The 25,754-nt window shown below is 64.5% G+C and carries 23 protein-coding genes and 2 tRNA genes; 8 read left to right on the top strand and 17 right to left on the bottom strand.

The annotated features are described in order from the left end of the window. Positions 1-760: 760 nt before the first annotated feature. Genes EHH60_RS18740 through EHH60_RS18715 form a run of 6 tightly spaced genes read left to right on the top strand, consistent with a single transcriptional unit; the run spans position 761 to position 5,912 of the window. The gene (locus EHH60_RS18740; protein ID WP_245454523.1) at positions 761-1,462 is read left to right on the top strand and encodes a c-type cytochrome; all 702 of its coding nucleotides are present in this window, start codon (positions 761-763) and stop codon (positions 1,460-1,462) included. Between the two features lie 46 nt (positions 1,463-1,508). After that, positions 1,509-2,726 carry a cytochrome c gene (locus tag EHH60_RS18735; protein ID WP_245454522.1) on the top strand — a complete coding sequence of 406 codons (1,218 nt, stop codon included), beginning with the start codon at positions 1,509-1,511 and terminating at the stop codon, positions 2,724-2,726. A gap of 19 nt (positions 2,727-2,745) precedes the next feature. After that, on the top strand, positions 2,746-2,925 hold the full coding sequence (locus tag EHH60_RS18730) for a hypothetical protein (RefSeq protein WP_124160925.1): 180 nt from the start codon (positions 2,746-2,748) through the stop codon (positions 2,923-2,925). Continuing rightward, on the top strand, positions 2,922-3,488 hold the full coding sequence (locus EHH60_RS18725) for a cupredoxin domain-containing protein (RefSeq protein ID WP_124160924.1): 567 nt from the start codon (positions 2,922-2,924) through the stop codon (positions 3,486-3,488). Before EHH60_RS18730 ends, EHH60_RS18725 begins: the two co-directional genes overlap by 4 nt. Next, a complete protein-coding gene (locus EHH60_RS18720; protein WP_124160923.1) occupies positions 3,475-5,097 on the top strand; it encodes a b(o/a)3-type cytochrome-c oxidase subunit 1 in 1,623 nt (540 codons plus the stop codon). The genes EHH60_RS18725 and EHH60_RS18720 overlap by 14 nt, the downstream gene beginning before the upstream one ends. After that, the gene (locus tag EHH60_RS18715; RefSeq protein WP_199751556.1) at positions 5,097-5,912 is read left to right on the top strand and encodes a c-type cytochrome; all 816 of its coding nucleotides are present in this window, start codon (positions 5,097-5,099) and stop codon (positions 5,910-5,912) included. Before EHH60_RS18720 ends, EHH60_RS18715 begins: the two co-directional genes overlap by 1 nt. A gap of 124 nt (positions 5,913-6,036) precedes the next feature. Here the strand turns inward: EHH60_RS18715 and EHH60_RS18710 are convergent, their stop codons facing one another. Both EHH60_RS18710 and lipA read right to left on the bottom strand, forming a co-directional pair. Continuing rightward, entirely contained in the window at positions 6,037-6,519 is a 483-nt protein-coding gene (locus tag EHH60_RS18710) for a type II toxin-antitoxin system RatA family toxin (RefSeq protein WP_124160921.1), read from the bottom strand. A gap of 6 nt (positions 6,520-6,525) precedes the next feature. Then, positions 6,526-7,482 carry a lipoyl synthase gene (gene lipA / locus EHH60_RS18705; RefSeq protein WP_124160920.1) on the bottom strand — a complete coding sequence of 319 codons (957 nt, stop codon included), beginning with the start codon at positions 7,480-7,482 and terminating at the stop codon, positions 6,526-6,528. Between the two features lie 130 nt (positions 7,483-7,612). Between lipA and EHH60_RS18700 the strand changes: the two genes are divergently transcribed. Next, on the top strand, positions 7,613-8,215 hold the full coding sequence (locus EHH60_RS18700) for a DNA-3-methyladenine glycosylase (protein ID WP_124160919.1): 603 nt from the start codon (positions 7,613-7,615) through the stop codon (positions 8,213-8,215). Between the two features lie 108 nt (positions 8,216-8,323). On the opposite strand, the gene EHH60_RS18695 is transcribed toward EHH60_RS18700, so the two are convergent. From EHH60_RS18695 to EHH60_RS18630, 12 genes are all read right to left on the bottom strand, one after another. After that, entirely contained in the window at positions 8,324-11,200 is a 2,877-nt protein-coding gene (locus tag EHH60_RS18695) for a valine--tRNA ligase (protein WP_124160918.1), read from the bottom strand. Between the two features lie 128 nt (positions 11,201-11,328). After that, positions 11,329-12,108: a PopZ family protein gene (locus EHH60_RS18690; RefSeq protein ID WP_199751555.1), complete on the bottom strand. Its 780-nt coding sequence runs from the start codon at positions 12,106-12,108 to the stop codon at positions 11,329-11,331. A gap of 303 nt (positions 12,109-12,411) precedes the next feature. Continuing rightward, positions 12,412-13,797 carry a TolC family outer membrane protein gene (locus tag EHH60_RS18685; RefSeq protein ID WP_124161028.1) on the bottom strand — a complete coding sequence of 462 codons (1,386 nt, stop codon included), beginning with the start codon at positions 13,795-13,797 and terminating at the stop codon, positions 12,412-12,414. 205 nt (positions 13,798-14,002) lie between these two features. Next, complete coding sequence (locus EHH60_RS18680; RefSeq protein WP_124160916.1) at positions 14,003-14,665, bottom strand: protein-L-isoaspartate O-methyltransferase family protein; 663 nt, start codon at positions 14,663-14,665, stop codon at positions 14,003-14,005. Between the two features lie 139 nt (positions 14,666-14,804). Continuing rightward, positions 14,805-14,984 (bottom strand): hypothetical protein, encoded by a 180-nt coding sequence (locus EHH60_RS18675; protein ID WP_124160915.1) that lies wholly within the window; start codon positions 14,982-14,984, stop codon positions 14,805-14,807. A gap of 212 nt (positions 14,985-15,196) precedes the next feature. After that, positions 15,197-15,271, bottom strand: a tRNA-Asn gene (locus EHH60_RS18670). Between the two features lie 831 nt (positions 15,272-16,102). Beyond that, complete coding sequence (locus EHH60_RS18655) at positions 16,103-16,486, bottom strand: RidA family protein (protein WP_124160914.1); 384 nt, start codon at positions 16,484-16,486, stop codon at positions 16,103-16,105. Positions 16,487-16,499: 13 nt separating this feature from the next. After that, positions 16,500-18,830 (bottom strand): acetamidase/formamidase family protein, encoded by a 2,331-nt coding sequence (locus tag EHH60_RS18650; protein ID WP_199751591.1) that lies wholly within the window; start codon positions 18,828-18,830, stop codon positions 16,500-16,502. Between the two features lie 160 nt (positions 18,831-18,990). Then, a complete protein-coding gene (locus EHH60_RS18645) occupies positions 18,991-20,232 on the bottom strand; it encodes an acetamidase/formamidase family protein (RefSeq protein ID WP_124160912.1) in 1,242 nt (413 codons plus the stop codon). 43 nt (positions 20,233-20,275) lie between these two features. Next, positions 20,276-21,898, bottom strand: coding sequence for an amino acid ABC transporter permease/ATP-binding protein (locus EHH60_RS18640; RefSeq protein WP_124160911.1), 1,623 nt, complete (start codon positions 21,896-21,898; stop codon positions 20,276-20,278). Next, positions 21,898-22,782, bottom strand: coding sequence for an ABC transporter substrate-binding protein (locus tag EHH60_RS18635; protein WP_199751588.1), 885 nt, complete (start codon positions 22,780-22,782; stop codon positions 21,898-21,900). Before EHH60_RS18635 ends, EHH60_RS18640 begins: the two co-directional genes overlap by 1 nt. Before the next feature lie 459 nt (positions 22,783-23,241). Further along, a complete protein-coding gene (locus EHH60_RS18630) occupies positions 23,242-23,412 on the bottom strand; it encodes a hypothetical protein (protein ID WP_245454521.1) in 171 nt (56 codons plus the stop codon). 254 nt (positions 23,413-23,666) lie between these two features. Here EHH60_RS18630 and EHH60_RS18625 point away from each other — a divergent pair, with 254 nt between their 5' ends. After that, complete coding sequence (locus EHH60_RS18625; protein ID WP_124160909.1) at positions 23,667-23,873, top strand: hypothetical protein; 207 nt, start codon at positions 23,667-23,669, stop codon at positions 23,871-23,873. 69 nt (positions 23,874-23,942) lie between these two features. Here EHH60_RS18625 and EHH60_RS37590 read toward each other — a convergent pair whose 3' ends face one another. From EHH60_RS37590 to EHH60_RS18615, 3 genes are all read right to left on the bottom strand, one after another. Further along, a complete protein-coding gene (locus EHH60_RS37590) occupies positions 23,943-24,089 on the bottom strand; it encodes a hypothetical protein (RefSeq protein WP_199751554.1) in 147 nt (48 codons plus the stop codon). 729 nt (positions 24,090-24,818) lie between these two features. Beyond that, positions 24,819-24,892 (bottom strand) — tRNA-Cys (locus EHH60_RS18620). A gap of 95 nt (positions 24,893-24,987) precedes the next feature. Then, positions 24,988-25,722, bottom strand: a complete 735-nt coding sequence (locus EHH60_RS18615; protein WP_124160908.1) for a tRNA-uridine aminocarboxypropyltransferase — start codon at positions 25,720-25,722, stop codon at positions 24,988-24,990. Between the last annotated feature and the right edge of the window lie 32 nt (positions 25,723-25,754).

Genomic DNA, 25,754 nt, shown 5'->3' with positions numbered 1-25,754 from the left:
TTGTGCTGCCTGTCGGCCAAAACACGCAATCGCCGGGTCAATCGGCGCGCGCGAATATATTCCACTTAACCGAAATTCGGCTTCCGCGTATTCCTGCGCCACCTCATCCCGGTCAGAGGGGCGTATCGCGATCGTCACGACACGCGGGGTGAGCTGCGGTGGACGCTAGTCACATCGGCGCGAGAGACATCGCAGGGCGGGCAACCGTGAGCGACAGGTCTTCGCGCACACGACCGGTGTGATCTGCGTATGGCAAAACCGTGTCGTCCTGGCGCCCGGGGTCTGTGCGCCAAGTCTTGCGGTGATGTGGCGGCCCGACCGGGCGCGCGCATCAGCCATCCGCAAGGCGACGGGGGCAATAGTGCATCGCTCCCCGGGGAGAACTCGGCATCAAACCACTGCGCAGGGAAGGCCGGATGTTTGGCTTCACCTGTATGCCGCTGTGCAGCTTCTCGTAGCGCAGACTTCGCACAGTGGACCGTGGGTGCCCGGCCGGCACCCGGTCTTCCCTGCGCCCCCTGACATCGGAGGGCCATGACCGCGCGAGAACTTGGGCAGGAACTGTCGCGAGAGCGCAGCGTCATGTCCAATTTTCAAAAAACACGCAAGTTTTGTCGAATTCGATCGTGATCGCACCTGCGAAGGCCGCAACCAAACGTATCGCGTGTGCTCGATCTTGCGCGGGACCATATTGGCGCAATAATGCTTCGCTACGTTGTGATCCGGAATCAACCGGTCCTGTTCTTGGAGTGTGACGAGAGTGTTCGCTCGCACCACTGCTCTGGCCATTGCCACGCTGGCCGCGTTCGATGATGCGGCCGCACAAACGGTCAATCAGCCGCCGGACACGATGGCGGCACGAGTCGAGGCCTGCACGCCCTGTCACGGCAATCAAGGCGAAGGCACCAGCGACGTCTATTTCCCGCGGCTTGCCGGCAAGCCGGCCGGCTATCTCTACAACCAGCTTCTTGCCTTCAAGAATGGCCGGCGAAAATATCCGCCGATGAACTATTTGCTGGAATTCCTCCCCGATCCGTACCTGCAGCAGATGGCGGACTATTTCGCGGATCAGCATCCGCCTCTGCCGCCCGTCACGGCAAGCGATGCAAGCAAGGAGGTGCTGCAGCACGGCCAGTCTCTGGTGTCACGCGGCGATCCGCAGCGCCAGATTCCGGCGTGCGGAAGCTGCCATGGCCCCACTTTGACGGGAATGGAACCAGGGATTCCGGGCCTGCTCGGACTGCGCCCGAGCTACATTAGCGCGCAGTTGGGCGCGTGGCGTTATGGCACGCGCACCGCGAAAGCGCCGGACTGCATGCAGCAGGTTGCCGCCCGGCTCACCGAGGAAGACGTGACGGCGGTCGCGGCATGGCTCGCGAGCCGCCCTGCGCCGGTGAACATCGCGCCGGCGCCGAAAGGCACGTACGTGCTGCCGTTCGCCTGCGGCAGTGAACCGGATTGAGGAGACGGAATTGCGATCGTGGTCACGACTCCTTGCCTTAGGGCTGTTGCTCTTCACTGGTCCGTCCGCTGAGGCGCAGCCAAAGCTCGGCCCCGATGGCGACAGCCTCGTCGCGCGCGGCGAATATCTGGCGCGGGCCGGCGACTGCATTGCCTGCCACACGGCGCCCGAGGGGCGCATCTTTGCCGGCGGACGCGCCATGCCGACGCCTTTCGGCACCTTGTATTCCTCCAACATCACGTCGGATCGCGACACCGGGATCGGCAAATGGACTGCCGAAGACTTCTACAAGGCGATGCACTATGGCCGCTTTCCGGACGGCGGATTGATGTATCCGGCGATGCCGTTCGCGTCCTACACCAAGGTCACGAGAACCGATACTGACGCGATCTTCGCCTATCTGAAGTCAATCCCGCCGGTGAACCAGCGGAATCGTGAGCACGATCTCCGCTTCCCCTATTCCAACCGCCAGCTGATCCTCGGCTGGCGCACGTTGTACTTTTCAGAGGGCGAGTTCAAACCTGACCCGACCAAATCCGCGGAGTGGAATCGCGGCGCTTACCTTGTGGAAGGCCTCGGCCATTGCGGCATGTGCCATTCGCCCATCAACGCGCTCGGCGGCACCTCGCAATCGGAAGCCTTCAAGGGCGGCCTGATCCCGATGCAAAACTGGTACGCGCCCTCGCTCACGTCAAATCGCGAAGCGGGGCTCGGCGACTGGAGCATCAAGGACATCACCGATCTGCTCCAGACCGGCGTTTCCATGCGCGGCGTGGTCTACGGCCCTATGGCGGAGGTCGTGCACAACAGCCTGCAATATCTGAACGACGAGGATACCAGGGCGATGGCAGTGTACCTCAAGAGCATTGCGGAGCCCTCGCCTCCGCCGCCGGCAAGCTCGAGGCTGCCGACGGCCGAGAGCAGCCTGCTGATCAGCCTCGGCAAGACCGTTTACGACAAGCACTGCGCGAACTGTCACGGCACTCAGGGCGAAGGCAAGCCGCCGCACTGGCCGCCGCTCGCCAACAACCAGTCGATCGAGATGCAGTCGGCGGTCAATCCGATCCGCATGGTGCTCAATGGCGGCTATCCGCCGGGCACCAAGGGCAATCCGATGCCCTACGGCATGCCGCCCTTCGCCGGACTTCTGTCCGACAATGAGATCGCAGCCGTCGTCTCCTACATCCGCACCGCCTGGGGCAATCGCGGCACGCCGGTCTCGGCGCGCGAGGCCAACGAGCTGCGTTCCGCACCGCTGAACTGAGAGGCGCCAGAGATCCGTCATGATCAATTCCGATCCGCCGACCACCAGCCCAGCCGCCGCCGACCAGGCGGTCGACGAGGTCGTCGCGCAAGGCCCGACCGGCGCGATCCTGCTCGCCGGCATCGCCACGGCCTGTGTGGTCGCGATGTGGCTTGCGTTCTATCTGTTCGTCTTCCTGCCCCGTGGTCCGCTGCAATGAGCGCAGAGGAAGCCCATCGCGACAGCGCCGAGGTCGCGGCCCGCGTCGAGCGGCGCTGGGCGACCTTTGCCGTGATCATCATCGTCGGCATGGCGCTGCTCGCGGCATTCGCCGGCATCCACAGCGCGACGATGCCGCAGCCGCGCGTCGAGACCACCGATCCTTCGCGGTTGCATCTCTCCGGCGAATTCGTCGAAAGCAATCTCGGCAGCGTGCTGGAAACCAATGGCAATGTGACCGTGCGTGCGATCGGCCAGCAATATTCCTTCACGCCGGCCTGCATCCTGGTGCCCGCGGACACCCCGATCACGCTGCGCGCCACCAGCGCCGATGTCGTGCACGGCATCCTGATCCAGGGTACCAACGTCAACACGATGCTGGTGCCGGGCTACATCTCCGAGCAGCTCATGCACTTTGCGAAGACCGGCGACTATCTGATGCCTTGCCAGGAGTTTTGCAGTTTCGGCCACGAGGGAATGTGGGGCAAGGTCAAGGTGATCGACAAGACCGAATTCGCCGATCGTGCGAAGAGTGGCGGGAGGCTGAGCTGTGTTGGCCAATAGGAAGCTCATCCTCGCCCATTTCTGGCTGGCCTTTGCCGTATTCGGCGTCGCGCTCACGCTCGGCGCCTGGCAGATGTTCATCCGCAGCCCGATCGGTACCTGGCTCTCCAATCCGGAGCTCTATTACCGTTCGCTGACCGCGCACGGCACGGTAATGGGCTACGTCTTCCCGACCCTGGTCGCGATGGGTTTCGGCTATGCCATCAGCGAGTCAGCGCTGAAGCAGCGTCTGGTCGGCGTGCGCTGGGCCTGGGCCGGATTCTGGCTCATCGTTGCCGGCAGCATCATGGCGATTATCCCGATCGCGCTCGGCCGCGCCTCGGTGCTCTACACCTTCTATCCGCCGCTGATCGGCAACGTCTTCTACTATCTCGGCGTGGTGCTGGTCGTGGTCGGCTCCTGGATCTGGGTCGCGCTGATGTCGATCAACCTGCGGCTCTGGCGCAAGGCCCATCCCGGCGCGCCGGTGCCGCTGGCGATGTTCGCCAATGTCGCCGGCTCGTATTTGTGGGCTTGGACCGCAGTCGGTGCCGCGCTCGAGCTGCTCCTGCAGATCATTCCCGTCGCAGCGGGGCTGAAGACCACGATCGATGCTGGCCTCGCCCGCGTGTTCTTCTCCTGGACGCTGCACGCCATCGTCTATTTCTGGCTGATGCCGACCTACATCGCCTATTACACCATCGTGCCGCGCGCGATCGGCGGCCGCGTCTATTCCGACACCATGGCGCGGATATCCTTCACCCTGTTCCTGGTGGTGGCGATGCCGATCGGCATGCACCACACCTTTGCCGATCCGCAAGTCGGCGCCGGCTTCAAGTTCATCCACTCGGCCTTCACGGCGCTGGTGGCGCTGCCGACCCTGCTGACCGTGTTCACGATCTGCGCGTCCGTCGAGATCGCGGCGCGCCTGCGTGGTGGCCGCGGTATGTTCGGTTGGATCAGGGCCCTGCCCTGGGACAATCCGATGATGCTGGCGCTGGCGTTCTCGTTCGTCATGCTCGGCTTCGGCGGCGCCGGCGGCCTCATCAACATGAGCTATCAGCTCGATGCATCGATCCACAACACGCAGTGGATCACCGGCCATTTCCACCTGATCTTCGGCGGCGCCATCGTGATCATGTATTTCGCGATCGCCTATGACCTGTGGCCGCATCTGACCGGCCGCGAGTTGCTCGATCTCCGGCTGATCCGCATCCAGCTCTGGCTGTGGTTCGTCGGCATGATGGTCACCACTTTCCCGTGGCACTGGGTCGGCATTTTGGGCATGCCGCGCCGCATGGCCTATTTCGACTTCGGCGATCCCGCGATCGCGCCGCAGGCGCTCTCCGTCACCCTTTCGGCGATCGGCGGCTTCATTCTGCTGGCATCGGGCATTCTCTTCCTGGTCATCCTGGCGCGCGGCATGCGCGCACCGCAGGCTGACGCCGGCCCCTACTGCTTTGCGGTGGCCGTGCACGAGCCGGCGACCGTGCCGGTCGCGCTCAACACGCATGCGCTGTGGGTGGCGCTGATGATAGGGCTCACCGTGACCAATTACGGCTACCCGATCCTGACGCTGGCGCTGAACGAAGGCACCTCGGTGCCGGCCGTCTATGTGGGAGCGCAGTGATGAGCGCGCGCGACCTCTTCACCTTCCGCAACAGGCATTTCAGGGCAGCCGTCGGCGTCACCGCCGCGATCCTTATCGTGACCGTGATCGGCGGCTTCATCGTACTGCCCTTCGCACAGCCCTGGGTCCAGTTCGCCAATGCCTGGGATGCGATCTGCAGCGCCGCCGGCCTGCCACAGCGCACGGCGATCGTGGCGGCGCCGGAGCAGACCGGGCGCCTGTCCGAGGTCGTGCTCACCTCGAGCACGCTGTCACGATCGAGCCAGGAGGCGATCGGCCGCGGCGCGACGCTGGCGCAGCGCTGCGCGATCTGCCACGGCCCCACCGGCATCAGCCGTGCGGACTCCCCCAATCTCGCTGGCCAGTATTCCGCCGTGATCTACAAGGAACTGCACGATTTCCGCTCGGGCGCGCGCACCAACGCCGTGATGTCGCCGTTTGCGGTCAACCTGACCGACCAGGAGATCGCCGATCTCTCCAATTATTACGCTTATCTGCCGCGGCTGCCGGCCTATCACCCGACGCCGCAGTTGCCGAAGCCGAACATCGTCATCTATGGCGCGCCGATGCGCGGAATCGCCCCCTGCGGTTCCTGCCATGGCAGCCTCGACAACAAGATCGGCAGCCCGTGGCTGGAGGGACAGTCCGAGGCCTACATGAAGGCCCAGCTCCAGGCCTTCGCCTCCGGTGAACGGCGCAACGATATCAGCCAACAGATGCGCAACATCGCGCGCGCGATGACACCACAGGAGATCGAGCAGGCCGCCGCGTACTATGCCTCACAGCCGGCGGACGTGGTGAAGGCGGTGGATTGAGGATGGCTCACCTGTCTCACCATCGTCATTGCGAGCGAAGCGAAGCGAAGCAATCCAGAATCCTCCGCGGAAAGACTCTGGATTGCTTCGTCGCTTCGCTCCTCGCAATGATGGAGAATGCGCCTTACGACGACGCCAGCTTCGGCCGGCCGTAGATCGCGTCCGCCCGTTTCTCGAAGGCCGTGGAAAACCGCGCGAAGGCGGCGTCGAACATCGAGCCCATCAGCATCGCAAGCATGCGGCTCCTGAACTCGTAGGAGAGGAAGAAGGCGACGTCGCAGACGCCTTCACCCCCCTCTTGGCCCTTGGGCTCGAAGGTCCAGCGATTTTCGAGGTTGCTGAAAGGACCTTGCAGATATTCGACCAGGATCTTCAGATTGGCCCGGTCGAGCGTCACCCGGCTGGTGAAGGACTCCCTGACCAGCTTGAACGACACCGTCATGTCGGCAACCAGAACCTCTGTGCCGTCGGGCTTTGCCATGCGCTGACGAACCTTCAGCGCGCTGCACAGCGGCACGAACTCCGGGTAGCGCTCGACGTCGGCGACCAGATCGAACATCTCGGATGCGCTGTGATTGACACGGCGCTTGCTCGAAAAACGGGGCATATCGGTTCAGCGGGCAGTAGCGGCCCGCGCTGCCTTCAGTCTCGCGAAGTCATCGCCGGCATGATGCGAGGAGCGGGTCAGCGGGCTCGCCGACACCATCAGGAAGCCCTTGGTGTAGGCGACCTTCTCGTAAGACGAAAACTCGTCCGGCGGCACATAGCGCATCACGGCGTGGTGCTTGCGGGTCGGCTGGAGATATTGCCCGATGGTCAGGAAATCGACCTCGGCCGAGCGCAGATCGTCCATCACCTGGAGCACCTCGTGGCGCTCCTCACCAAGGCCCACCATGATGCCGGACTTGGTGAAGATGGTGGGATCGAGTTCCTTGACCCGCTGCAACAGCCGGATCGAGTGGAAGTAGCGCGCGCCGGGCCGCACCGTGAGATAGCGCGACGGCACTGTCTCGAGATTGTGGTTGAACACGTCGGGCTTCGCCGCAACGACGATTTCGAGTGCCCGCTCCTTGCGCAGGAAGTCGGGCGTCAGGATCTCGATCGTGGTCGAAGGACACGCGGCTCGAATCTCACGAATGGTCTCTGCGAAATGCTGGGCGCCGCCATCCGCGAGATCGTCGCGGTCGACGGAGGTGATGACGACGTGGGAAAGGCCCAGCTTGGCGGTGGCCTCGGCGACGTTTTGCGGCTCGGCCCCATCCAGTGCATTCGGCAGGCCGGTCTTGACGTTGCAGAAGGCACAGGCACGGGTGCAGGTGTCACCCATGATCATGAAGGTCGCGTGCTTTTTGTCCCAGCACTCGCCAATATTCGGGCAGCCCGCCTCCTCGCACACCGTGTGCAGGCCGTTCGCCCGCACGATGTTGCGGGTGTCTGCATAGCCGCGGGTGTTGGGCGCACGCACGCGAATCCAGTCCGGCTTCGGCGGCGAAGCGGAATCGGGCCGGTTCACCTTTTCGGGGTGGCGCGGGCGCAGCGGGTTCGAGATGGTATCGACAATAACGACCATGGGGTGTCCGGTCTGTTCAGGTCCTACCTAGTCGGTCTGGCTGCCTGCCGCAACCCGGCTCGCCCCGCTTCAGGGAACATGGCAGATATGGGCAATATCCTGCTCTGTTCTCTGGCGATTCTCACCTCGAATGGCTCCAATTCCGAAGACTTCAACGCCCCGGCTCGGCAAAGCCTTGAAGCGCGCCTTTTTCGACCGCAGCGTCCACGAGGTCGCGCCCGACTTGATCGGCGCCACCATGCTCGTCGATGGCGTCGGCGGGATCATCGTCGAGGTCGAGGCCTATCACCATACCGACCCGGCCGCGCACTCTTATCGCGGGCCGACGCCGCGGAACCAGGTGATGTTCGGCCCGCCCGGGTTTTCCTATGTCTACCGCTCCTACGGCATCCACTGGTGCGTCAACTTCGTTTGCGAGGAGGAAGGCTCGGCAAGCGCCGTGCTGATCCGCGCGCTGGAGCCGACGCATGGCTTGGCTGCGATGCGCCGACGCCGGCATCTGCAGGACGTGCATGCGCTGTGCTCGGGCCCCGGCAAGCTGACCGAAGCGCTCGGCATCACCATGGCGCACAACACGCTGCCGCTGGACCGCCCGCCCATCGCGCTGCATGCGCGGACGGAGGATGTGGAGGTCGCAACGGGCATCCGGATCGGCATCACCAAGGCGGTCGAGTTGCCCTGGCGCTATGGCGTCAGGGGCTCGAAGTTCTTGAGCAAGCCGTTTCCGAAATAACCGTCATCCCGGGATGGTCCGAAGGACCAGACCAGATGCGCAATTGCGCCCCGGGGAATCTCGAGATTCCGGGTTCGGCTCCTCGAGCCGCCCCGGAATGACGCGACCTCACGACGCCTGCTTCAGCCGCTCCAGCGCCTCGAGCAGCTTGGCCTTGCGCGCCAGCGCGGCCTCGCGCTTTTCGCGCTCCTCCTCGACGACCTCCTCGGCCGCGTTGGCAACGAATTTCTCGTTCGCCAGCTTGGACTCGGCACGCTTGATGTCGGCGTCGGCCTTGGCGATTTCCTTGTCGAGGCGCGTGCGCTCGGCAGCGACGTCGATCACGCCCTTGAGCGGCAGCGCTGCGACCTCGCCGCGCACGAGCAGCTGTACGGCCCCGTCGGGCGCGCGGTCGGCGAAGGAGATATCGGACAGCCGCGCCATGCGCTTGATGACGTCGGTCCAGCGCGGCGCGCGCTCCCTGGTCTCGGCCGAGGCGCCCGCAAGCACCAGCGCCGTCAGTGTCGCCGGCGGGATGTTCATCTCTGCGCGCACCGAGCGGATCTGGGTGACGAGATCGATCACCCACCCAATCTCGGCCTCGGCCGCGGGATCGGTGAAGTCGGCATGATCGAAGATCGGCAGCACCCAGGCCGGCGAGACGAGCGGATCGACCGGCCCCGTCGTCGCCGCGAGCATCGCGAGTTGCTCCGGCGTCGGCTCGACCGGTTTGAGCGGCCACGGCGCCAGCGCGAGCAGACCGTCGCGCCTGGCAGTCACCTCCCACAGCTCTTCGGTGATGAAGGGCATGAACGGATGCAGCAGCTTGAGGATCTCGTCGCGCGCCCAGGCAACCATGGCGCGGGTTTCGTCCTTGGCGGGATTGTCCGGGCCGAGCAGCACGGGCTTTGCGAGCTCGACATACCAGTCGCAATAGACGTTCCAGACGAAGCGATAGATGCTGCCCGCGGCATCATTGAAGCGATAGGCCTCGATCGCCTCGGTCACCTCGCGCGTGGTGTGCGCGGTCTCATGCGCGATCCAGCGGTTCAGCGTCTCCTTTGCCTTCGCCGGCTCGAAGCCTTCAGGCACGGCGCAGTGGTTCATCTCGGCGAAACGGCAGGCGTTCCAGAGCTTCGTCGCGAAATTGCGATAGCCCTCGACGCGGCTGGTGGCGAGCTTGATGTCGCGCCCCTGCGCCGCCATCGCGGCCAGCGTGAAGCGCAGCGCGTCGGCGCCGTATTCGTCGATCAGGTGCAAGGGATCGATGACGTTGCCCTTCGACTTCGACATCTTGGCGCCCTTCTCGTCGCGGACGAGGGCGTGGATGTAGATGGTCGAGAACGGCACCTCCTTCATGAAGTGCAGGCCCATCATCATCATGCGGGCGACCCAGAAGAAGATGATGTCGAAGCCGGTCACCAGCGCAGTGGTCGGGTAGTAGCGCTGCACCTCGGGTGTCTCGTCGGGCCAGCCGAGCGTCGAGAACGGCCACAGCGCCGACGAGAACCAGGTGTCGAGAACGTCCTCGTCGCGGGTGATGAAGCCTTCGCGCCTGTTGCGGTCGAGCGCCATCTCGCGCCCCTGCTCCGGCGTGATGACTTCCTGCTCGACATAGTAGCCGAGCGCGTGGCTGACGGCCTCCTCCTCGGTCTCGGCGACGAACACCTTGCCATCAGGTCCGTACCAGGCCGGGATCTGGTGACCCCACCAGAGCTGACGCGAGATGCACCAGGGCTGGATGTTCTCCATCCAGTCGAAATAGGTCTTTTCCCAGTTCTTCGGCACGAAAGTGGTTTCGCCGGAGCGCACCGCAGCGATCGCGGGCCTGGCCAGCGTCTTGGCGTCGACATACCACTGGTCGGTCAGGTAGGGCTCGATCACGCTGTTCGAGCGGTCACCGTGCGGCACCATGTGGGTGTGCGGCTCGATCCGCTCGACGAAGCCGAACGATTCCAGCCGCTCGACGATGCGCTTGCGTGCCGCGAAGCGGTCGACCTTGTGGAATTCCTCGGCGAATTGCGCGGCCCCTTCGGGGAGGTCGCGCAGATAGTCCTCGTTGCCGACGAGGTCGAGACACCCTTCCCTGTCGAGCACGCTGATCCGGTGCAGGCCGTGGCGATTGCCGACCTCGAAATCGTTGAAGTCGTGCGCAGGCGTCACCTTCACCGCGCCGGAGCCTTTCTCCGGATCGGAGTACTCATCGGCGACGATCGCGATCTTGCGGCCGACTAGCGGCAGGACGACGTTCTTGCCGATCAGCTTCTGATAGCGCTCATCCTCGGGATGCACGGCCACGCCGGTGTCGCCGAGCATGGTCTCGGGGCGCGTGGTGGCAACGACGATGAAGCTCGAGGGATCCTCCGGGCTGAACGTCTTGCCCTCGATCGGGTAGCGCAGATACCAGAGGTGACCCTTGACCTCGATCTGCTGCACTTCGAGATCGGAAATCGCGGTGAGCAGCTTGGTGTCCCAGTTCACCAGCCGCTTGTCCTTGTAGATCAGCCCCTCGCGGTGCAGCTCGACGAACACCTTGACGACGGCTTTCGACAGGCCCTCGTCCATGGTGAAGCGCTCGCGCGACCAGTCGCAGGAGGCGCCGAGCCGCTTGAGCTGGTTGATGATGGTGTCGCCGCTCTCGGCCTTCCACTGCCAGACCCTTTCGAGAAACTTCTCGCGGCCCATCTCGCGGCGGCCGGGCTGCTGACGCTCCATCAATTGCCGCTCGACCACCATCTGGGTGGCGATGCCGGCATGGTCGGTGCCGGGCTGCCACAGCACGTCGCGGCCGCGCATGCGCTCGAACCGGCACAGGATGTCCTGCAACGTGTTGTTGAGGGCGTGGCCCATATGCAGCGAACCCGTGACGTTCGGCGGCGGGATCACGATGGTGAAGGGCACGGCATCACGCCGGTCGGGGCGACCAGCCTTGAAGGCAAGGCTGTCCTCCCACACGACGGACATGCGGGCTTCGATATCGGCGGGCTGGTAATTTTTCTCGATCATGGGGCTGCTAGAAAGCCGCGCGAGGGGGCCAAGTCAACGAAAAGGTCAGCGCAGACGGGCTTTCCTGTCCGATCGACGGGCCTAATATGGCGTACAAGCGCGGCTATATCGGGGCCGAACCGCCCTTCTCAGCGGCCGCCGCGCGAGACTCGCTCGATTTCGGCCTTCACGATGCGTTCAACGAGGCCCGGCAGGTTGTCGTCCAACCAGGACTTCAGCATCGGCCGCAGCATCTCCTTGACCAAATCCTCCAGCGTCCGTGCATTGCTGCTGAGCACCGTATGGGCCAGGGAATTGAAGGCGGATTCGACCGCGGAGACCGTCGATTGCGCAAGGATCGGCTGCTGCGGCGGCAGGGGCGGCGCGTCGAAGTCCACCGGGGCATAAGACGGCGGCGGCGGCGCGGAGCGCACCTGCGGCGGCTCCGCGAATTCGAGATCGTCGCGCGGCTCGACCTTGCGGAAGCTCGGCGGCGGCGGTGGCGGTGTCGGGTCCACTGCCATCTCGTCAGTCAGTTCGAGCACGTCGGGTTCTGGCTCCGGCTCAGGTTCGGGAGCGCGGACCTCGGGCGCCGACGTGGCCGCATCGAGTCCCGCCAGCAGCGCGTCGATATCGTCTTGGCTGTTGGCTGCATCGGCCGCGGGAGCTGGAGGTGGTGGCGCCGGAGCCGGAGCGGGCTTCGCAGCTGACGGCGCGGGCTTCTCGGCAGCAGGCTTTGCGGGAGCGACCTTGGATGGCGGAATATCGTTCATTGCCTGCGGCTTCGGCGTCGCCGCGGGCGCCGCAGTCTTCTCGGGTTTGGCGGCATCAGCCGGCGGGGGCTTTGCCTCATCGTCGGCAATGATGCGCCGGATCGAGGCCAGAATCTCCTCCATCGAGGGTTCTGTGACCTTTGCAGGCTGCGTCATCTCCGACTCCACATCATCAACGCCCTCGCATGCGTTGTTTTACACCAAGCACGACAGGATTGGCCGGTTCCGGACGGGAGGCCCCTCATTTTCGTCGCGGCAGCCCGACTTGTCCCCAGATCACGGCTCAACGTGCAGCGGTGCGCCCCTGCCCCCGGCACTCAAGCGTTACGCACACGACATCAACGCGGGGCGAATCGACCCGCATCTTCTTGGCAAGGCTATGTCAGGGATTTCGACGATTGCAAGCAAAGCACCGGTCGACCCCGGCTGTTCGCGAGGTCGACCGGATGATCGCGAGAATCAGCGCCCGTCGGGGGTGCGCACGCCGGCCCAGCTGTCGCGGACCTGATGATAGTGAACACTGGGGTCGTAGGTTGTGGTCCGCAGACCAAGCACCTGCGGCGACAGGCGGCCGATGGTATTGAGGACCCTGTAGGAATTCACAACGCGATCATGCTGCGCGTTCACGAGATTGATGCGGGCGTTGACCAGCGCCTGCTGCGCATTGAGAACGTCGAGCGTGGTGCGCTGCCCGGCCTTTGCCTCCTCGCGCACACCGTTCAGCGCGATCTCGGATGCTGTCACCTGGGCTTGTGCGGACGTCACCTGCGCTTTGGAGGCCTGGAGCAGACCCCAGGCAGACGCGGTGTCAGCGCGGGCCTGGTCACGAGTCTGATCAAGCGTGAGACGCTGCTGGGCCAGCGACTCCTTGGACTGCCGGATCAGGGAATATTCGGAACCGCCCGCATAGAGTTGCCATGAAGCTTGCGCGACGGCGGAGGCGCTGAACGCCCTGTTTTGAATCAAGGACTGTTCGTTGAGCTGCTGGGCGGTCGCCTGCAAGGTGACCGTCGGCAGCAGCGCGCCTTCATTGATCTTCACGTTCATATAAGCGACATCGATGCCGAACATCGCTGCCGTGACTGTCGGGTTCTCAATAAGCGCAAGCTCGACCGCTTTTGCCAGCGACGGCGGCAGCAAACGATCCACCGGCGAGCCGGGCGCAAGGTTGACAGGGTCGTTGCCGATCACACGGCGATAGGTCGCGCGCGTCGCCGTCAGCGTGGCCTCGGACTGCTGCTCCAGCGTTCGCCCTGCAGCCAACTGCGCTTCCGATTGCGCGACGTCAGTGCGAGTGACTTCGCCGACGTTGAAGCGGTCGCGGGTCTGCTTCAACGTCTGCTCGAGCACCCGGACGTTGCTCTTGTTGACTTCGACCGTCGCCGAATCGCGCAGATAATCCATGTACGTCTGCGCCGCCAAGAACAGAACACTTTGCTCGAGATTGCGTAACCCCTCGCGTGCGCCGGAGACCTGATGCTCTGCGCCCCGAACCCGGTTGGCGGTTTGGTTGCCGTTGTACAGAGACTGCTGAATGGTAAGGGCGGAACTGCGGGGGACGGTGGTCCCGTTGATTGGGACCGACCCGGGCGCGGTCAGCGTGTCCTGATATTGATAGCCGGCGCTCGCAGTCAGCGAAACTCTCGGGCGATATCCGGACAATGCCTGAGGCACGTTTTCGTCGGTCACACGCACCTGGGCGCGCTGCGCGTTGAGTTGCGGATTGTCCTGATAGGCACGCACCAGCGCGCCTTCCATCGTCTCCGCCAAGGCAGGCGTCGGCCCGGCAAGCGCCAGCAGCAGGACCGAAACCGCAGCTCCGGTGAAGAGCTTCACCCCATGCATCCCTGAAATTCCGTTCATTCTAACGCCCACCTCGTGCCCGCGAGCTGGGTTACCGTCTACGAGTGGAGTCGTTGCCCCGCCGCAACATAGGACGCGGTCAAGCGCAACGGAACTACCCGAGGGTGGTTCTCAGTGGAAACTCTTCACGTGCAGCATCCCGGCCACACTTCTGATTCAGAACGGAATTTAAGCGGGTTTTAGGCCGTCAGAAGACGAAGGCGGCGGCCCGTTCCAGACCGGGAAGGACCGGGGCTGCGGCATCGAACAGGGCCCGATGGCCGAATTCACCATGGGTACGGGTCATGATCATGGCGCGCGGCGGCCTCGATTCGGCCGAAACGCCCACCAGACGCCCCCCTTCCTTCAGCTGCCCGAGCAGGGCCTCCGGCATCACCTCGGCCGCTCCGTTGAGGACGATGACGTCATAGGGAGCGGTAGAAGGTTCCCCCTCGGAGCACGCCGCCGCCCGGCAGGTGACATTGGCAAGCCCCAGGGCGGTGAAGGCGTCCCTGGCCTTAGCGGCCAAGGCCGAATCGCACTCGGTCGCAGCGACCTGCCGCGCGAGCTTGGCGGTCAGCGCGGCGAGGTAGCCCGTGGCGCACCCGACGACCAGCACGGCATCATCCTCGCCGATTTCGGCGGCCTGGAGCAGCTTGCCGGTCAGCGCCGGCTTGATCAGGAACCGCTTGGCGGCGCCTTCGCTCACGTCGAGGTCGAGATCGAGGTAAGCCAGCGCCTGCCGGTCGGCCGGCACGAAGGCCTCGCGCGGAACCGTGAGCATCGCATCGAGAATACGGCGATCGGTGACGTCACTGGTGCGCACCTGGCCATCGACCATTTTCTGGCGCGCGGTCGAAAAACCGGACATTTGCGGACCCTGCAATGCGGACGATGCCGCGGAGGAAATTCGCGGCATCTTTGGAGCATGCCCGGTCAAAACGCAACATGGCCGTTCGCCTCGAGGGACAGGGCTTCCGCAACTCCCCCGATCGAGGGGCCGACCAGCCTTACTCGATCGCCACCGCGAGGCGGCCGATCAGGGCGGCGACCTCGTCCAGCCGTGCCGGATCCGGGGTCTCGACCGCGCGCGCCAGAAAGGCGATGCATTCATCGTCGCTGAGCTCGGGAACGTCGGCCGGCAGAATCGAGGGGGCCATGAGCGAACGGTCGACCTGGATGTCTGGCATGGGAATCAGCTCCGTAAATTGTCCGGCTGGTCGATGCTCGATTCGAATTGAGTCGATTTGGCGCCGCCTGCATGGCGCGACAGCGCCCGCGCGCGCATCTGTTCGAGCGCGATTGCGCGCTGAATCGTGGAGATCGTCTTCCAAAGTCAGGCAAAGAAGGTCATGCTCCGCATGAGAGCACGAGCGCAAATTATTGAATTGTCGACGAAATTTGGCTCCCCGGGCTGGATTCGAACCAGCGACCATCCGATTAACAGTCGGATGCTCTACCGCTGAGCTACCGAGGAAAAGGCGAACCGTTCGTTCGCACGCGGCTGCGTATAACAAAGCCGCTTGCGCTTGCAAAGGACGAATTCGTCATCATCCGCAACGCGTCCTGAGCAGGGCCTGGGCTGCGAGGGCCGGTCCGCCATCGGCCGGGCCAAACTCGCAACGACGGAGCTGGGCGGAACGACTCTCCCCACCGACGCAAACCTCTGTCGCAGACACACGTGCACATCCTCGCGGCTTGTCTCGCCCGAGCTTTGCTCCATCTCGACACCCCCTTTGTCAGGGGGCGCAGGGAAGACCGGGTGCCGGCCGGGCACCCACGGTCCACTGTGCGAAGTCTGCGCTACGAGAAGCTGCACAGCGGCATACAGGTGAAGCCAAACATCCGGCCTTCCCTGCGCAGTGGTTTGACGGCTTATGCCGAGTTCTCCCCGGGGAGCGATGCACTATTGCCCCCGTCGCCTTGCGGATGGCTGATGCGCGCGCCCGGTCGGGCCGCCACATCACCGCAAGACTTGGCGCACAGACCCCGGGCGCCAGGACGACACGGTTTTGCCGTACGCAGATCACACCGGTCGTGTGCGCGAAGACCTGTCGCTCACGGTTGCCCGCCCTGCGATGTCTCTCGCGCCGATGTGACTAGCGTCCACCGCAGCTCACCCCGCGTGTCGTGACGATCGCGATACGCCCCTCTGACCGGGATGAGGTGGCGCAGGAATACGCGGAAGCCGAATTTCGGTAAAGTAGAATATTTTCGCGAGCGCGGATTGACCTGCCGGCCGGGTGTTTTGCCCGACAGGCAGCGCAAGGTCTTGTAGCCCTGTTGGCTCCATCCAGGCTGCGAACGATCACGGCCGCCGGCACACCAGATCGATCTCGATCAACGCATCGTAGGCAAGCCCGGTGACGCCGACACAGGTGCGGGCCGGCAGGCGATCCGGCGCGAAGAATGTGCGGTAGGTCTCGTTCATCGCGGCATAGTCCTCCTTGAAGCGGGTGAGATACACGCGCGTCATCACGACATGCTCGAGGCCGAGATCGAGGCCGGCGAGCACCACCTTCAGGTTCTCCATCACGGCGCGGGTCTGCGCGACGATGCCCTTGGGCAGCACGCCCGGCGCCTGCGGCGTGTCCGGCATCTGGCCCGTGACGAAGACAAATCCGTCGGTTTCCACCGCATGGCTGAAAGGCGCGACCGGTTTCGGTCCGCCGCTGATCATATGGAATTTCACTTGAGTGTCCTTGTTAAGATGCGTCCTGAAACAGGCGCTTGCTGAGGATGGCGTGCACGCCCCAATTGCCGTCGACGACCTGCGTGACGCCGAAATCGACGGCGGCCGACATCAGCGCGATCGCCTCGTCCTCGCTGAGGCCTTTGACGTTCATCAGGAAGCGCCGCATCTTGCGGAACGCATCCTTCATCGCGAGGTCGAGCGAGGACTTGGCGTAGACCTCGCTCTGCCCTTGGGCGCCGAACTCCGCGAGATAGTTCGGGTGGCTGAAGCCGGTCAGCACCCAATCGGTCGCGGTCTCGATCAGGGGGTAAGAGAGATCGGCGAAGGGCTGGCCGGCGAGATCGGCCTTCTTGTGCAGGATCACCTCGAAGGTGCCGGTCATCGAGCACTCGATTGCGGTGCCGCTGAGTTCGCCGTCGCCCTGCGCGGCATGGGGATCGCCGACCGACAGCAGCGCACCGGGAACCGAGACCGGAAGATACACGGTCGCCCCCTTCCCTAGCCGCCAATTGTCGAGATTGCCGCCGAAATAGGACGGCGGCACGGAGTCGACGAAATCGACCTCGCGCGGCGCCACCGCGATCACGCCGAAATGCGGACGCAAGGGAATCCTGATGCCGTCGAGTACGCCATGGCGGCGCTTGATCGTGGCAGGTGCGACGGGAACGCCGGGATAGTCGTAGGTGGTGTGCACGACGCCAAACGGATCGGTCTGCGGCTCCCAGCGGTAGGAATAGAGGGCGCGGGCATGCGGCACCTCGGCGTCGTCGAAGATTTCATAGATGGTAACCGCTTCGCGCGGCTTGGGACCGCCGAGAAACTCGCTGTAGTGATAACCCCACCACGCTGCGACCGAGGAGCCGAACACACGGCCCGCATGGTTCGGATCGCGGCTCGCTCGCGGCACGATGTCGAGGATGCGCACCTCCAGCACATCGCCGGGCTGGGCGTCCTTCACCGCGACGGGCCCGGTGCAGATGTGCACGCCAAACCCCTCGCCGGCACCGCGGCCGAACACACTGGCATCCATGGGCCCTGCGCCGCGGCGGTCGACGTTCTTCTTGTCGCGCGTCCAGCCGAACACGCTTTCGGCGGCGGCATCGCCGGCGATCATCAACTCCGGATCGTCGGAGGCATGCTGGGTCAGCGTCTCGATGGTGATGGTGTCGCCCGAGGAAATCTCGATCTGCGGCGGCAGCGAACGGCTGAAATAGCCCCAATGGACGCGGCTGGCCTCGACCGGGAGATGGTGATGACGGCGTTCGGCCGTCGTCCGCGCCGCGGCGCCGGCACAGGCGACACTGCTGCGCGTCTCTACGTTCTGATGGGCGCGAAGCTGCGCCAGTGCCTCCTGCGGCCAGCCGCGCTGGCCGGCGACGCCGTGCTGTGCAGTCGCGCGCTCCGCCTCCTGCTGGCGAAACTCGCGCGGTGACAGGCCGAAGCGATGTCGGAAGGCGCGGCTGAAATGCGCGGAGTCGCCAAAACCATAGGCGTAGGCGATCTCCGAGATCGAGCGATGAGCCTCGGTTGGGTTGGAGAGATCCGCCCAGGCGCGCTGGAGGCGGCGCTCGCGAACATAGTGGGTGAAATTGTCCCCGACGGTCTCGAACAGCTTTTGCAGGTAGCGTTCGGAGATCCCCTCGGCCTGCGCGACGCGCGCCGGCACCAGATCGGGATCGTCGAGACGGCGCTCGATGGTCTGGCAGATCCGGTGCAGCAGCGCAGCCTGCGTCGCGCTCGATCCAGCATCGGAGCTCGATGCCGCCAGCTGATGCGCGAGCGTCAGCAGCAGATCGACGAGGGATTGCACGATCGAATTCCATTCGGGATCGCTCAGGGTGTCGAGGGTCCGTGCAGTGGCATCGAGCAGGCGGGAGAATACGTCGGCAAAGCCGCTGGGTGGAACGACGCGGGGCCCGCCAAGGCGCGGCTTGCTCGAGAGGCGCCCGTGCAGCGCCTCCGATGTCACCGACAGCACGATGGCGCGCATATCGCGCTGGAACACGATGCTCCAGTCGCCGCTGCGCGGCAGCAGCACGAGATGACCGACGGGAACGATACGATGACTGCCGGCGCTCTTCAGCACCATGCCGTCCTCGACAGGCATCAGCGCGATGGGAAGGTCTTCGCTTGCTCGTGAGAGCGGGCCGACGCTCTGCGCGCCCGCAGCCATGCGCGTCAGCGCGACGCCTGCGGCGTTCCGGTGCGATGCGGTCGCGTGTCCGTCGAATATGCTGTGACCACCCGCCGGTTGCAGGCCGACCGCAGCCAGCACGTCCCGCCAGGCCTCGGGACGGTCGTCTTGCGCGTAGGACTCGCTCGTGAACGGGCGGAAGCTCATCGGATCGACCCAGGTTGCAGTCGATCGAAGCAACCTCTGTGCCAGACGCACGCGGTCGTCCGTCGCCGCGACGGGCCGAAGATGAGGTTCGTCGGTCACCATCCCATCCTGAAAAATGGGCTGCCCTTCAAAGCGTTAGGGCATGACGACGTGGAGAGATTCACTCGCACCGGAAGATGTTCTTGCGGATCGTGCCGTGGACGCCCCAATTGGCGTCGACGACCTGGGTGACACCGAAATCGGCCCCGACCGACATCAGCGAGATCGCCTCGTCCTCGCTGAGGCGATGTACGGTCATCAGGAAACGGCGGAGTTTTCTGAACGCATCGCGCATCGCACGGTCGAGACTGGAGTGATTGGCAATCTCGGTTTGTGCATCGGCGCCGAGCGTGGCCAGATAGTTCGGATAGGTGAAGCCGTAGAATGACCAGGCGTGGTCGGTCTCGAGCATGGGATGGTCGAGGCCCTCGAGGCTGGTGCCGGCGAGGTCGGCCTTCTTGTGCAGGATGAACTCGAAATCTCCGGTCAGCGAGGTCTCGATCGCGGTGCCGCCGAGCTCGCTGTCGCCCTGCGCCGCGTGGGGATCGCCGACCGAGAAATAGGCGCCGGGGACCGCGACCGGATAGAACATCCGCGCGCCCTTGCCGATGCGCCAGTCGTCGATGTTGCCCCCGGTATAGCTCGGCGGGATCGAGCTGACGAAATCGGCTTCCGATGGGGCAAGGCCCATGGTGCCGAAATGCAGCCGCGCCGGCACCTTCACGCTGGAGAGGATGTTCTCGCGCTTCCTGATGGTGGCATGGTCCACGCGCACGCCCGGATAGTCGATGGTCGGATGCACGATGCCGTCAGGGTCGGTCTGCGGCGTCCAGACGTAATTGTAGACGGCCTTCGCATAGGGCTCGCCGGAGGTGTCGAGCTCGAAGATGGTGACGACCTCGCGCGGCTTCGGCTCCTCGATCAGGTCGTGATAGTGGAAACCCCAGTTCGCCGCGACATTGGAGCCGAAGCAGCGGCCGGCATGACAGGCACTGCAGCTCGGCCGCGGCCGGACGTCGAGGATGCGCACCTCCAGGATATCGCCGGGCTCGGCGCCCTCGATCGCGACCGGTCCGGTGAGGAGATGAACGCCGATCCCCTCGCCTGCGCCGCGGATGAACGGGCCCTCTGTCGGGCCTGAGCCGCGACGCGCGACCGCCTTGTGCTCGCGCGTCCACTGAAACACGCTCTCGGCGCCCGGATCGCCCTGAATCATGCGCTCGTAATCGTCGTTGGCGTGATGGGTCAGTGTCTCGATCGTGGCGCGATCCCCGGAGCGCAGCGTCAGGGCCGGCGTGACTGTCTTGGAAAAATAGCCCCAGTGGACGGTTTTCGGCGAAACCGGCAGCGTGACATGCTTCATCAGATGGCCTCTTCGGGAGTCTCGAACCTTGCGGATGCGCCGCTCATCGCACGGCCTCCGGAACCTTGTCGGCTTCCATGACACTGAGGAATCGCGCGGTCAGCGGATTGCGGGGATTGGAGAGCACCTCGTGCGCGGGCCCCTCCTCGATGATCGCGCCGCCGCTCAGGAAGGCGACGCGGTCCGCGACTTGGTCGGCGAAGCGGATCTGATGTGTCGAGATGATCATGGTGAGGCCATCGTCGATGGCGAGACGGCGGATCACCTCCAGCACCTCGCTGACCAATTCGGGATCCAGCGCGGAGGTCGGTTCGTCCAGCAGCAGCACGCTCGGGTTCGGCGCCAGCGCGCGGGCGATGGCGACGCGCTGCTGCTGGCCGCCGGAGAGATGTCGCGGCAGCGCGTGGGCGCGATGCGCGAGCCCGACGCGGTCGAGTAGCTCGGCGGCACGGCGATCGGCGTCGATCCGGGTCATGCCGTGAACCCAGCGCAGGGGACCGGCGATGTTCTCCTTCGCCGACAGATGCGCGAACAGATTGAACTGCTGGAACACCATGCCGACGCCGACACTGGCGCGCTCATTGGCAATCGCCCGCGGCGGCAGCGGCCTGCCATTCTCGCCAAAGCCGAGGCGCCGGCCGCCGACGCGCACGGTGCCGGCGTCCCAATTCTCGAGGTGGTTGATGCAGCGAAGCAATGTGCTCTTGCCGGAGCCGCTGGGCCCGAGCAGCGCGACCACCTCGCCGACGCGCACCGTGAGGTCGAGGCCGCCGAGGACCTTCTGCGGGCCGTAGCTCTTGGCGAGATCCTTCACTTCGACCGCGATATTGTTGCGCGCAATCGTCGCGGCGCGACGGGCGCGCTCCTCGCGCGTCAGGGCCGGCGGCGGGGTGGCGGCGAGCTCTGCTGGTGCGGGCTCGGGATCGGCGACGGTCGCATCTGCGAGTTCGACCTTGGAGACCAGATCGACCCGGCGCCAGGGCAGATAATCGGCGAGCTTGCGCTCGCGGCGCGTGGTGCGGTCGAGATCGAGCCACCATTCGACGAAGAGCTGGATCGCGCTGATGGTCGCGGTCAGCACGAGATAGAGCAGACCCGAGGCGAAGAAGATCGAAAAGAAGTCGAAGGTCGAGGACGCGAGCTGCGTCGAGCGCAAGGTCAGCTCCTGCACCGCGACGACGGAGGCGAGCGAGGAATTCTTCAGCGCGCTCACCGCCTCGTTGCCGAAGGCCGGGATCATCGTGCGGATGGCTTGCGGCGCGATGATCCTGCGCATCAGCACCGACGGCGTCATGCCCAGCGCCTGGCCGGCCGTCAGCTGCCCGCGGTCGACGCCGAGCACGCCGGCACGCAGCATCTCCGCGATGAACGGCGCCTCGTTGCAGGCGAGCGCGAGGCCGGCGGCCAGCACCGCCGGCAGCTTGATGCCGATATGCGGCAGCGCGTCGTAGGCGAACACCATCTGCAGGATCAGCGGCGTGCCGCGGAAGATCACGGTATAGGCCCTGGCGATTGCCGCCAGGGGCCAGAAGCGGGAGAGCTGCATGCCGGCGAGGATTAATCCGAGGATCAACCCGCCGCCGAGCCCGAGGGCGGTCACCTCGAGGGTGAGCTCGATGCCCGCGAGCAGATACGGCATGCTCAGGTAGTGAAGGAACAGCGACATCAGTCGGCCGTGAGAATTTCCGGCTCCATGAAGTTGTTCACATCGAGCCCGTGCTTCTTCAGAAGCTCCATGTGCGTGCCGGCCTTCTGCACCTCGATCAGCGCAGCGAGCACGGCGTCGCGGAATTTGGGCTTGTTCTTGGGCACGGCGATGCCGACGGAATACGGGATCGTCACCGCGATCGCCTTCTCCAGCTTGTCCGGATAGGCCTTTACAGCGCTGTCGACGGTGTTGACGTCGTTGATGTAGGTGTCGGCACGGCCGGCGAGGATCGCCTGAATGCAGTTGGCGTTGTTGTCGTAGAGCTGGATGGTCGGTTCGGGCTTGCCGGCCTTCTTGCACTCCGGGATCAACGCCTGGATCAAGGGCACCTCGACATAGCCGGTGTTTTCGGCGGCAGCGGCACCGCACAGCGACATGTTGATGCCGTTGATGCCCTTCGGATTACCTTTGGCGACCAGCACGCCGTCGAACACCTTCGAGTAGGTGATGAAATCGGCAGCCTTGGCGCGCTCCTTGGTGGCGTAGATGTCGGAGATCACGATGTCGGCCTGCCCCGCGGCCAGCGTGGTCAGGAGCGCTGCGAACGTCACCGGCTTGTAGGTCAGCTTGAAGCCGAGACATTCGCCGATGGCTTCGCCGAGATCGATATCGAAACCGATGTACTTGCTGGGATCCTTGGGATCGATGGTCTCATAGCCCGGCGTGTGCGGGTTGATGGCGTTGACGAGCGTCTTGCCCTTCCAGTCCGGGTATTTCTCCTGGAGCGCGGCGCAGGCGGCGGGCGCTGCGGCCTGCGCGCTCAGCGGTGCGGCGGCGACGAGACCGAAAGCGATGGCGGCGCCGAGCATGAGCTTGCGCCGTGGCAATGATGCGCGCGCCATCTCCCCCCGCGCCTGGGGCCAAACCGATTTCTCCATCTCGCCAGCTCCTCCGAAATGCCATGGCGCCTGCCATGGTCCAGTGATCGGGGCGGAAGCCTGCGGAAGTGCGCCGCGAAAAGCTTGTCCGCGGGCGTACAAAAAATTGGATGGAGTGCGCCCGGCATTTGGGCAAACCGCTGCATAAAAACTGTTCGCAGGCCACGAAGGGGAGTGGGTGCTGGATTTTCGAATTCGGCAGAACCAAATGATCTCGGCTGACGCGGCAATCTGTCTGACCGGAGAATCATTCGGTGAAGCGATTTGACAGAGATATGACGTTTGCCGATGAAGATGCGGCCCATCCGCAGCAAATCAACCGGCCCTCCACAGCCTGTCCGCAGCATATCCACAGGCTCATCATGCCGAATTCGCTAGCCCGTGCGAGATACTTGCTGCGCACAAATCCACACGCCGCGTGGCTCAGCCGCAGCCTGATCGAACACCGCGCGACAGCCCTCGCTCAGGCTGGACCGGTTGCGCTGTGCCATGGGCATGAGCGGTGGAGGCGAACAGCGCCAGGAACAGTCCGACCGTCGAGGCGCCGCGCGCCTGGCTCTTCACGCCCGCAAACCGCAAGAACCTTTCCTTCATGACCAAGTCTCCCGTTCTGCCCGGCCGGCGCTGGCCAATTTGGTGCGAAGACCTAGCTAGGAGAAATAAGTCGCTGGGAATGTGATCTCTCTCACTCCGCGAAGCCGTGGAGGCACGTAAGGTTGCCCGGAATTCTTCAGGGGTCGTTAACCAATCGGGTCGCGATCGCCGGATCGTTAAAATGCGAGCGATCGGGTCAATCCGAACACAAACCGGCTTTGCGACATTGCGTCATCCGCGTTCCGGAGGGTGTGATGAGCGAAGCCGAATTCAACTTGCTGCTGGATGCCGTCCGGGACGTCATGGTCCTCGAGGACCGGGCTCCCGCGCCGGAGGAGGAATTCGTGTCCCGCTCGTGGAGCCTCGACGCGACGCCCAGGACGGCTCCAAAGGCCGCCAATGACAACGAGGGCGCCTGGCCCCTCCTGCCCTTTCCCGACGGCTGGTACGCGGCCAGCTGAGGCTGGCTTCATCGTGAACGGATGCGCCCGCCTGACGGGCGGTTTGGCGACCAGGTCTCCGCGCAACTATCAATTCTTGACGCGTTCCTCGCTGTCCTGCGGCGCCCGGTCGGGTGCGGCCGGTGGAAAGATGCTGTCATAGATCGCGCGCGCCTCGCGAATGAGGCGAGCCCGCTCCAGCTCGGATTTCGGGACAAATCGGACGATCTCGCCCACGGCTTCTCCAGCGCTCGATTGATCGGATATTTCGCCCGATCGATGCGAACTCCATGCCAGCGGGCCTGAATCGGCGGTTGGCGCGGGGGGCCGGACAAATCCGGTGTGGCCCCGCCTGCACCTTGCGGGCTTACGCTGGCGGGCTCTTGCTCGCGCTCAGAGGAATGATGATGACGATCGCCAGAATATCCACCCGGCAATCCCGACGGCTATCATAGCCCGTCCTGTGTCGAACTGGCGGAAGGCAAATGCCACGGGCTGTTTCGTCGGGTCACTTGGCTCTTTCGGCACACCCGGAGGATACCGACGTGCCGATCGAATAGCATGCGGGCGGATCCGCCTTCGCAGGCGCGCCCTTTGCCGCCTCGGGCCCTCGATTAGTCGCCCCCCAGAAGACCGCTAACGCGGCCACAGCCCCGACGATTGCGAGCGCGATCTTGTCAAACTTGACGAAAACGGGACGACGCTGAAGCTCGTCGGGTGCAATGTGCTTCACTTAACGCAACTCGGACTAATTTCGGAACAATCATGGATGAGTTCCGGTTCCCTTGCAAGGCACGGCCACGTGAGCAACCTCGACCGGCCACACAGGAGGTTGCTGCGGCAATGATCATATCGCGTTCAACAGCCGCTCAAAACGGGAGGCGAAGGCCTAGCAATCCGCTAGCAGGCCGGAATTGGCCGAACAGACAAGGAGGAGATTTAGCAAGTAGATTCAGATCTTTATGATGGAGGCCACGACCAGAATTGAACTGGTGTACACGGTTTTGCAGACCGTTGCGTAACCACTCCGCCACGTGGCCCCGTAAGGGCGGAGCAATATAGGGGATGAAGCATTTAGGCAACCGCCTTCGTCCGACTCTGGCGGCGACGCGGCTGTTTCCGATGTGGATCGAAGTCAGGCGCGTTTGCGACGCCGGAAGTCGCGCCGGCGGCCCTTCGGGGCCGGTTTGGGCGCCAATTCCGGCATCTCGGCCTGGACCTCGCGATATCGTGTCAACAGCCGGTCAAAACTCGCATGCAGCGTGTCGGCGATGTCAGGACGCCGCTCTAGTCCGGCAAGGATCGTCGCCGCGGCCTCAATGGTCGAGAGCCCGTCGCTGCGCGGCTCCTTGCGCAGACGCCCATAGCGCGAGGGGTGCGCCGGGTTGAGGATCACGCGCTGACACTTGAGCATCCACGGATTGCGCCACCATAGCGCCTTGGCCTGGCTCCAGGTACCGTCGAGCAGCACCACGCCTTCGAGCTTGCCGAGGATTGCGCGCTGGTTCTCCGCGACCTCACCCTTGCGGTTGAGCGCGACGATCTCGCCTTTGGCCTCGAGATCTGCCGCGCGCGCCGAGCCGAGATAGAGTACGGCCCAGTGCGAGGCGTTCTCGACCGGCCGCCCCAGCGCCTTGGACAGGCTCGGCCAGGACAGGCCGACCCGCACTGTGGCATCGGCGAAATGCCTGGCAAGCAGCCGCGCGGTGCCGAGCGCCCTGTCCTGCTCCTGCGGATGCTGGAGGATCAGGAGCGACAGCCGGTTTTCGATCGGTGTGACGCTGTCGCAGATGCAGAGCGGCATCGGCTTCTGGCAGTGCGGGCATTCGGGAATGGGATCGGCAGCGGCCGTATCTGCTGGGTTCGACATGGGCGCGCTATACGCTTCGTGCGGCGCTTGAA

The sequence above is a fragment of the Bradyrhizobium sp. RP6 genome, assembly GCF_003837805.1.
In the GTDB taxonomy this organism is placed as follows: Bacteria; Pseudomonadota; Alphaproteobacteria; order Rhizobiales; family Xanthobacteraceae; genus Bradyrhizobium.
The sequence above is the reverse complement of the archived record's forward strand: the minus strand, read 5'-3'. Positions and strand labels throughout refer to the sequence as shown.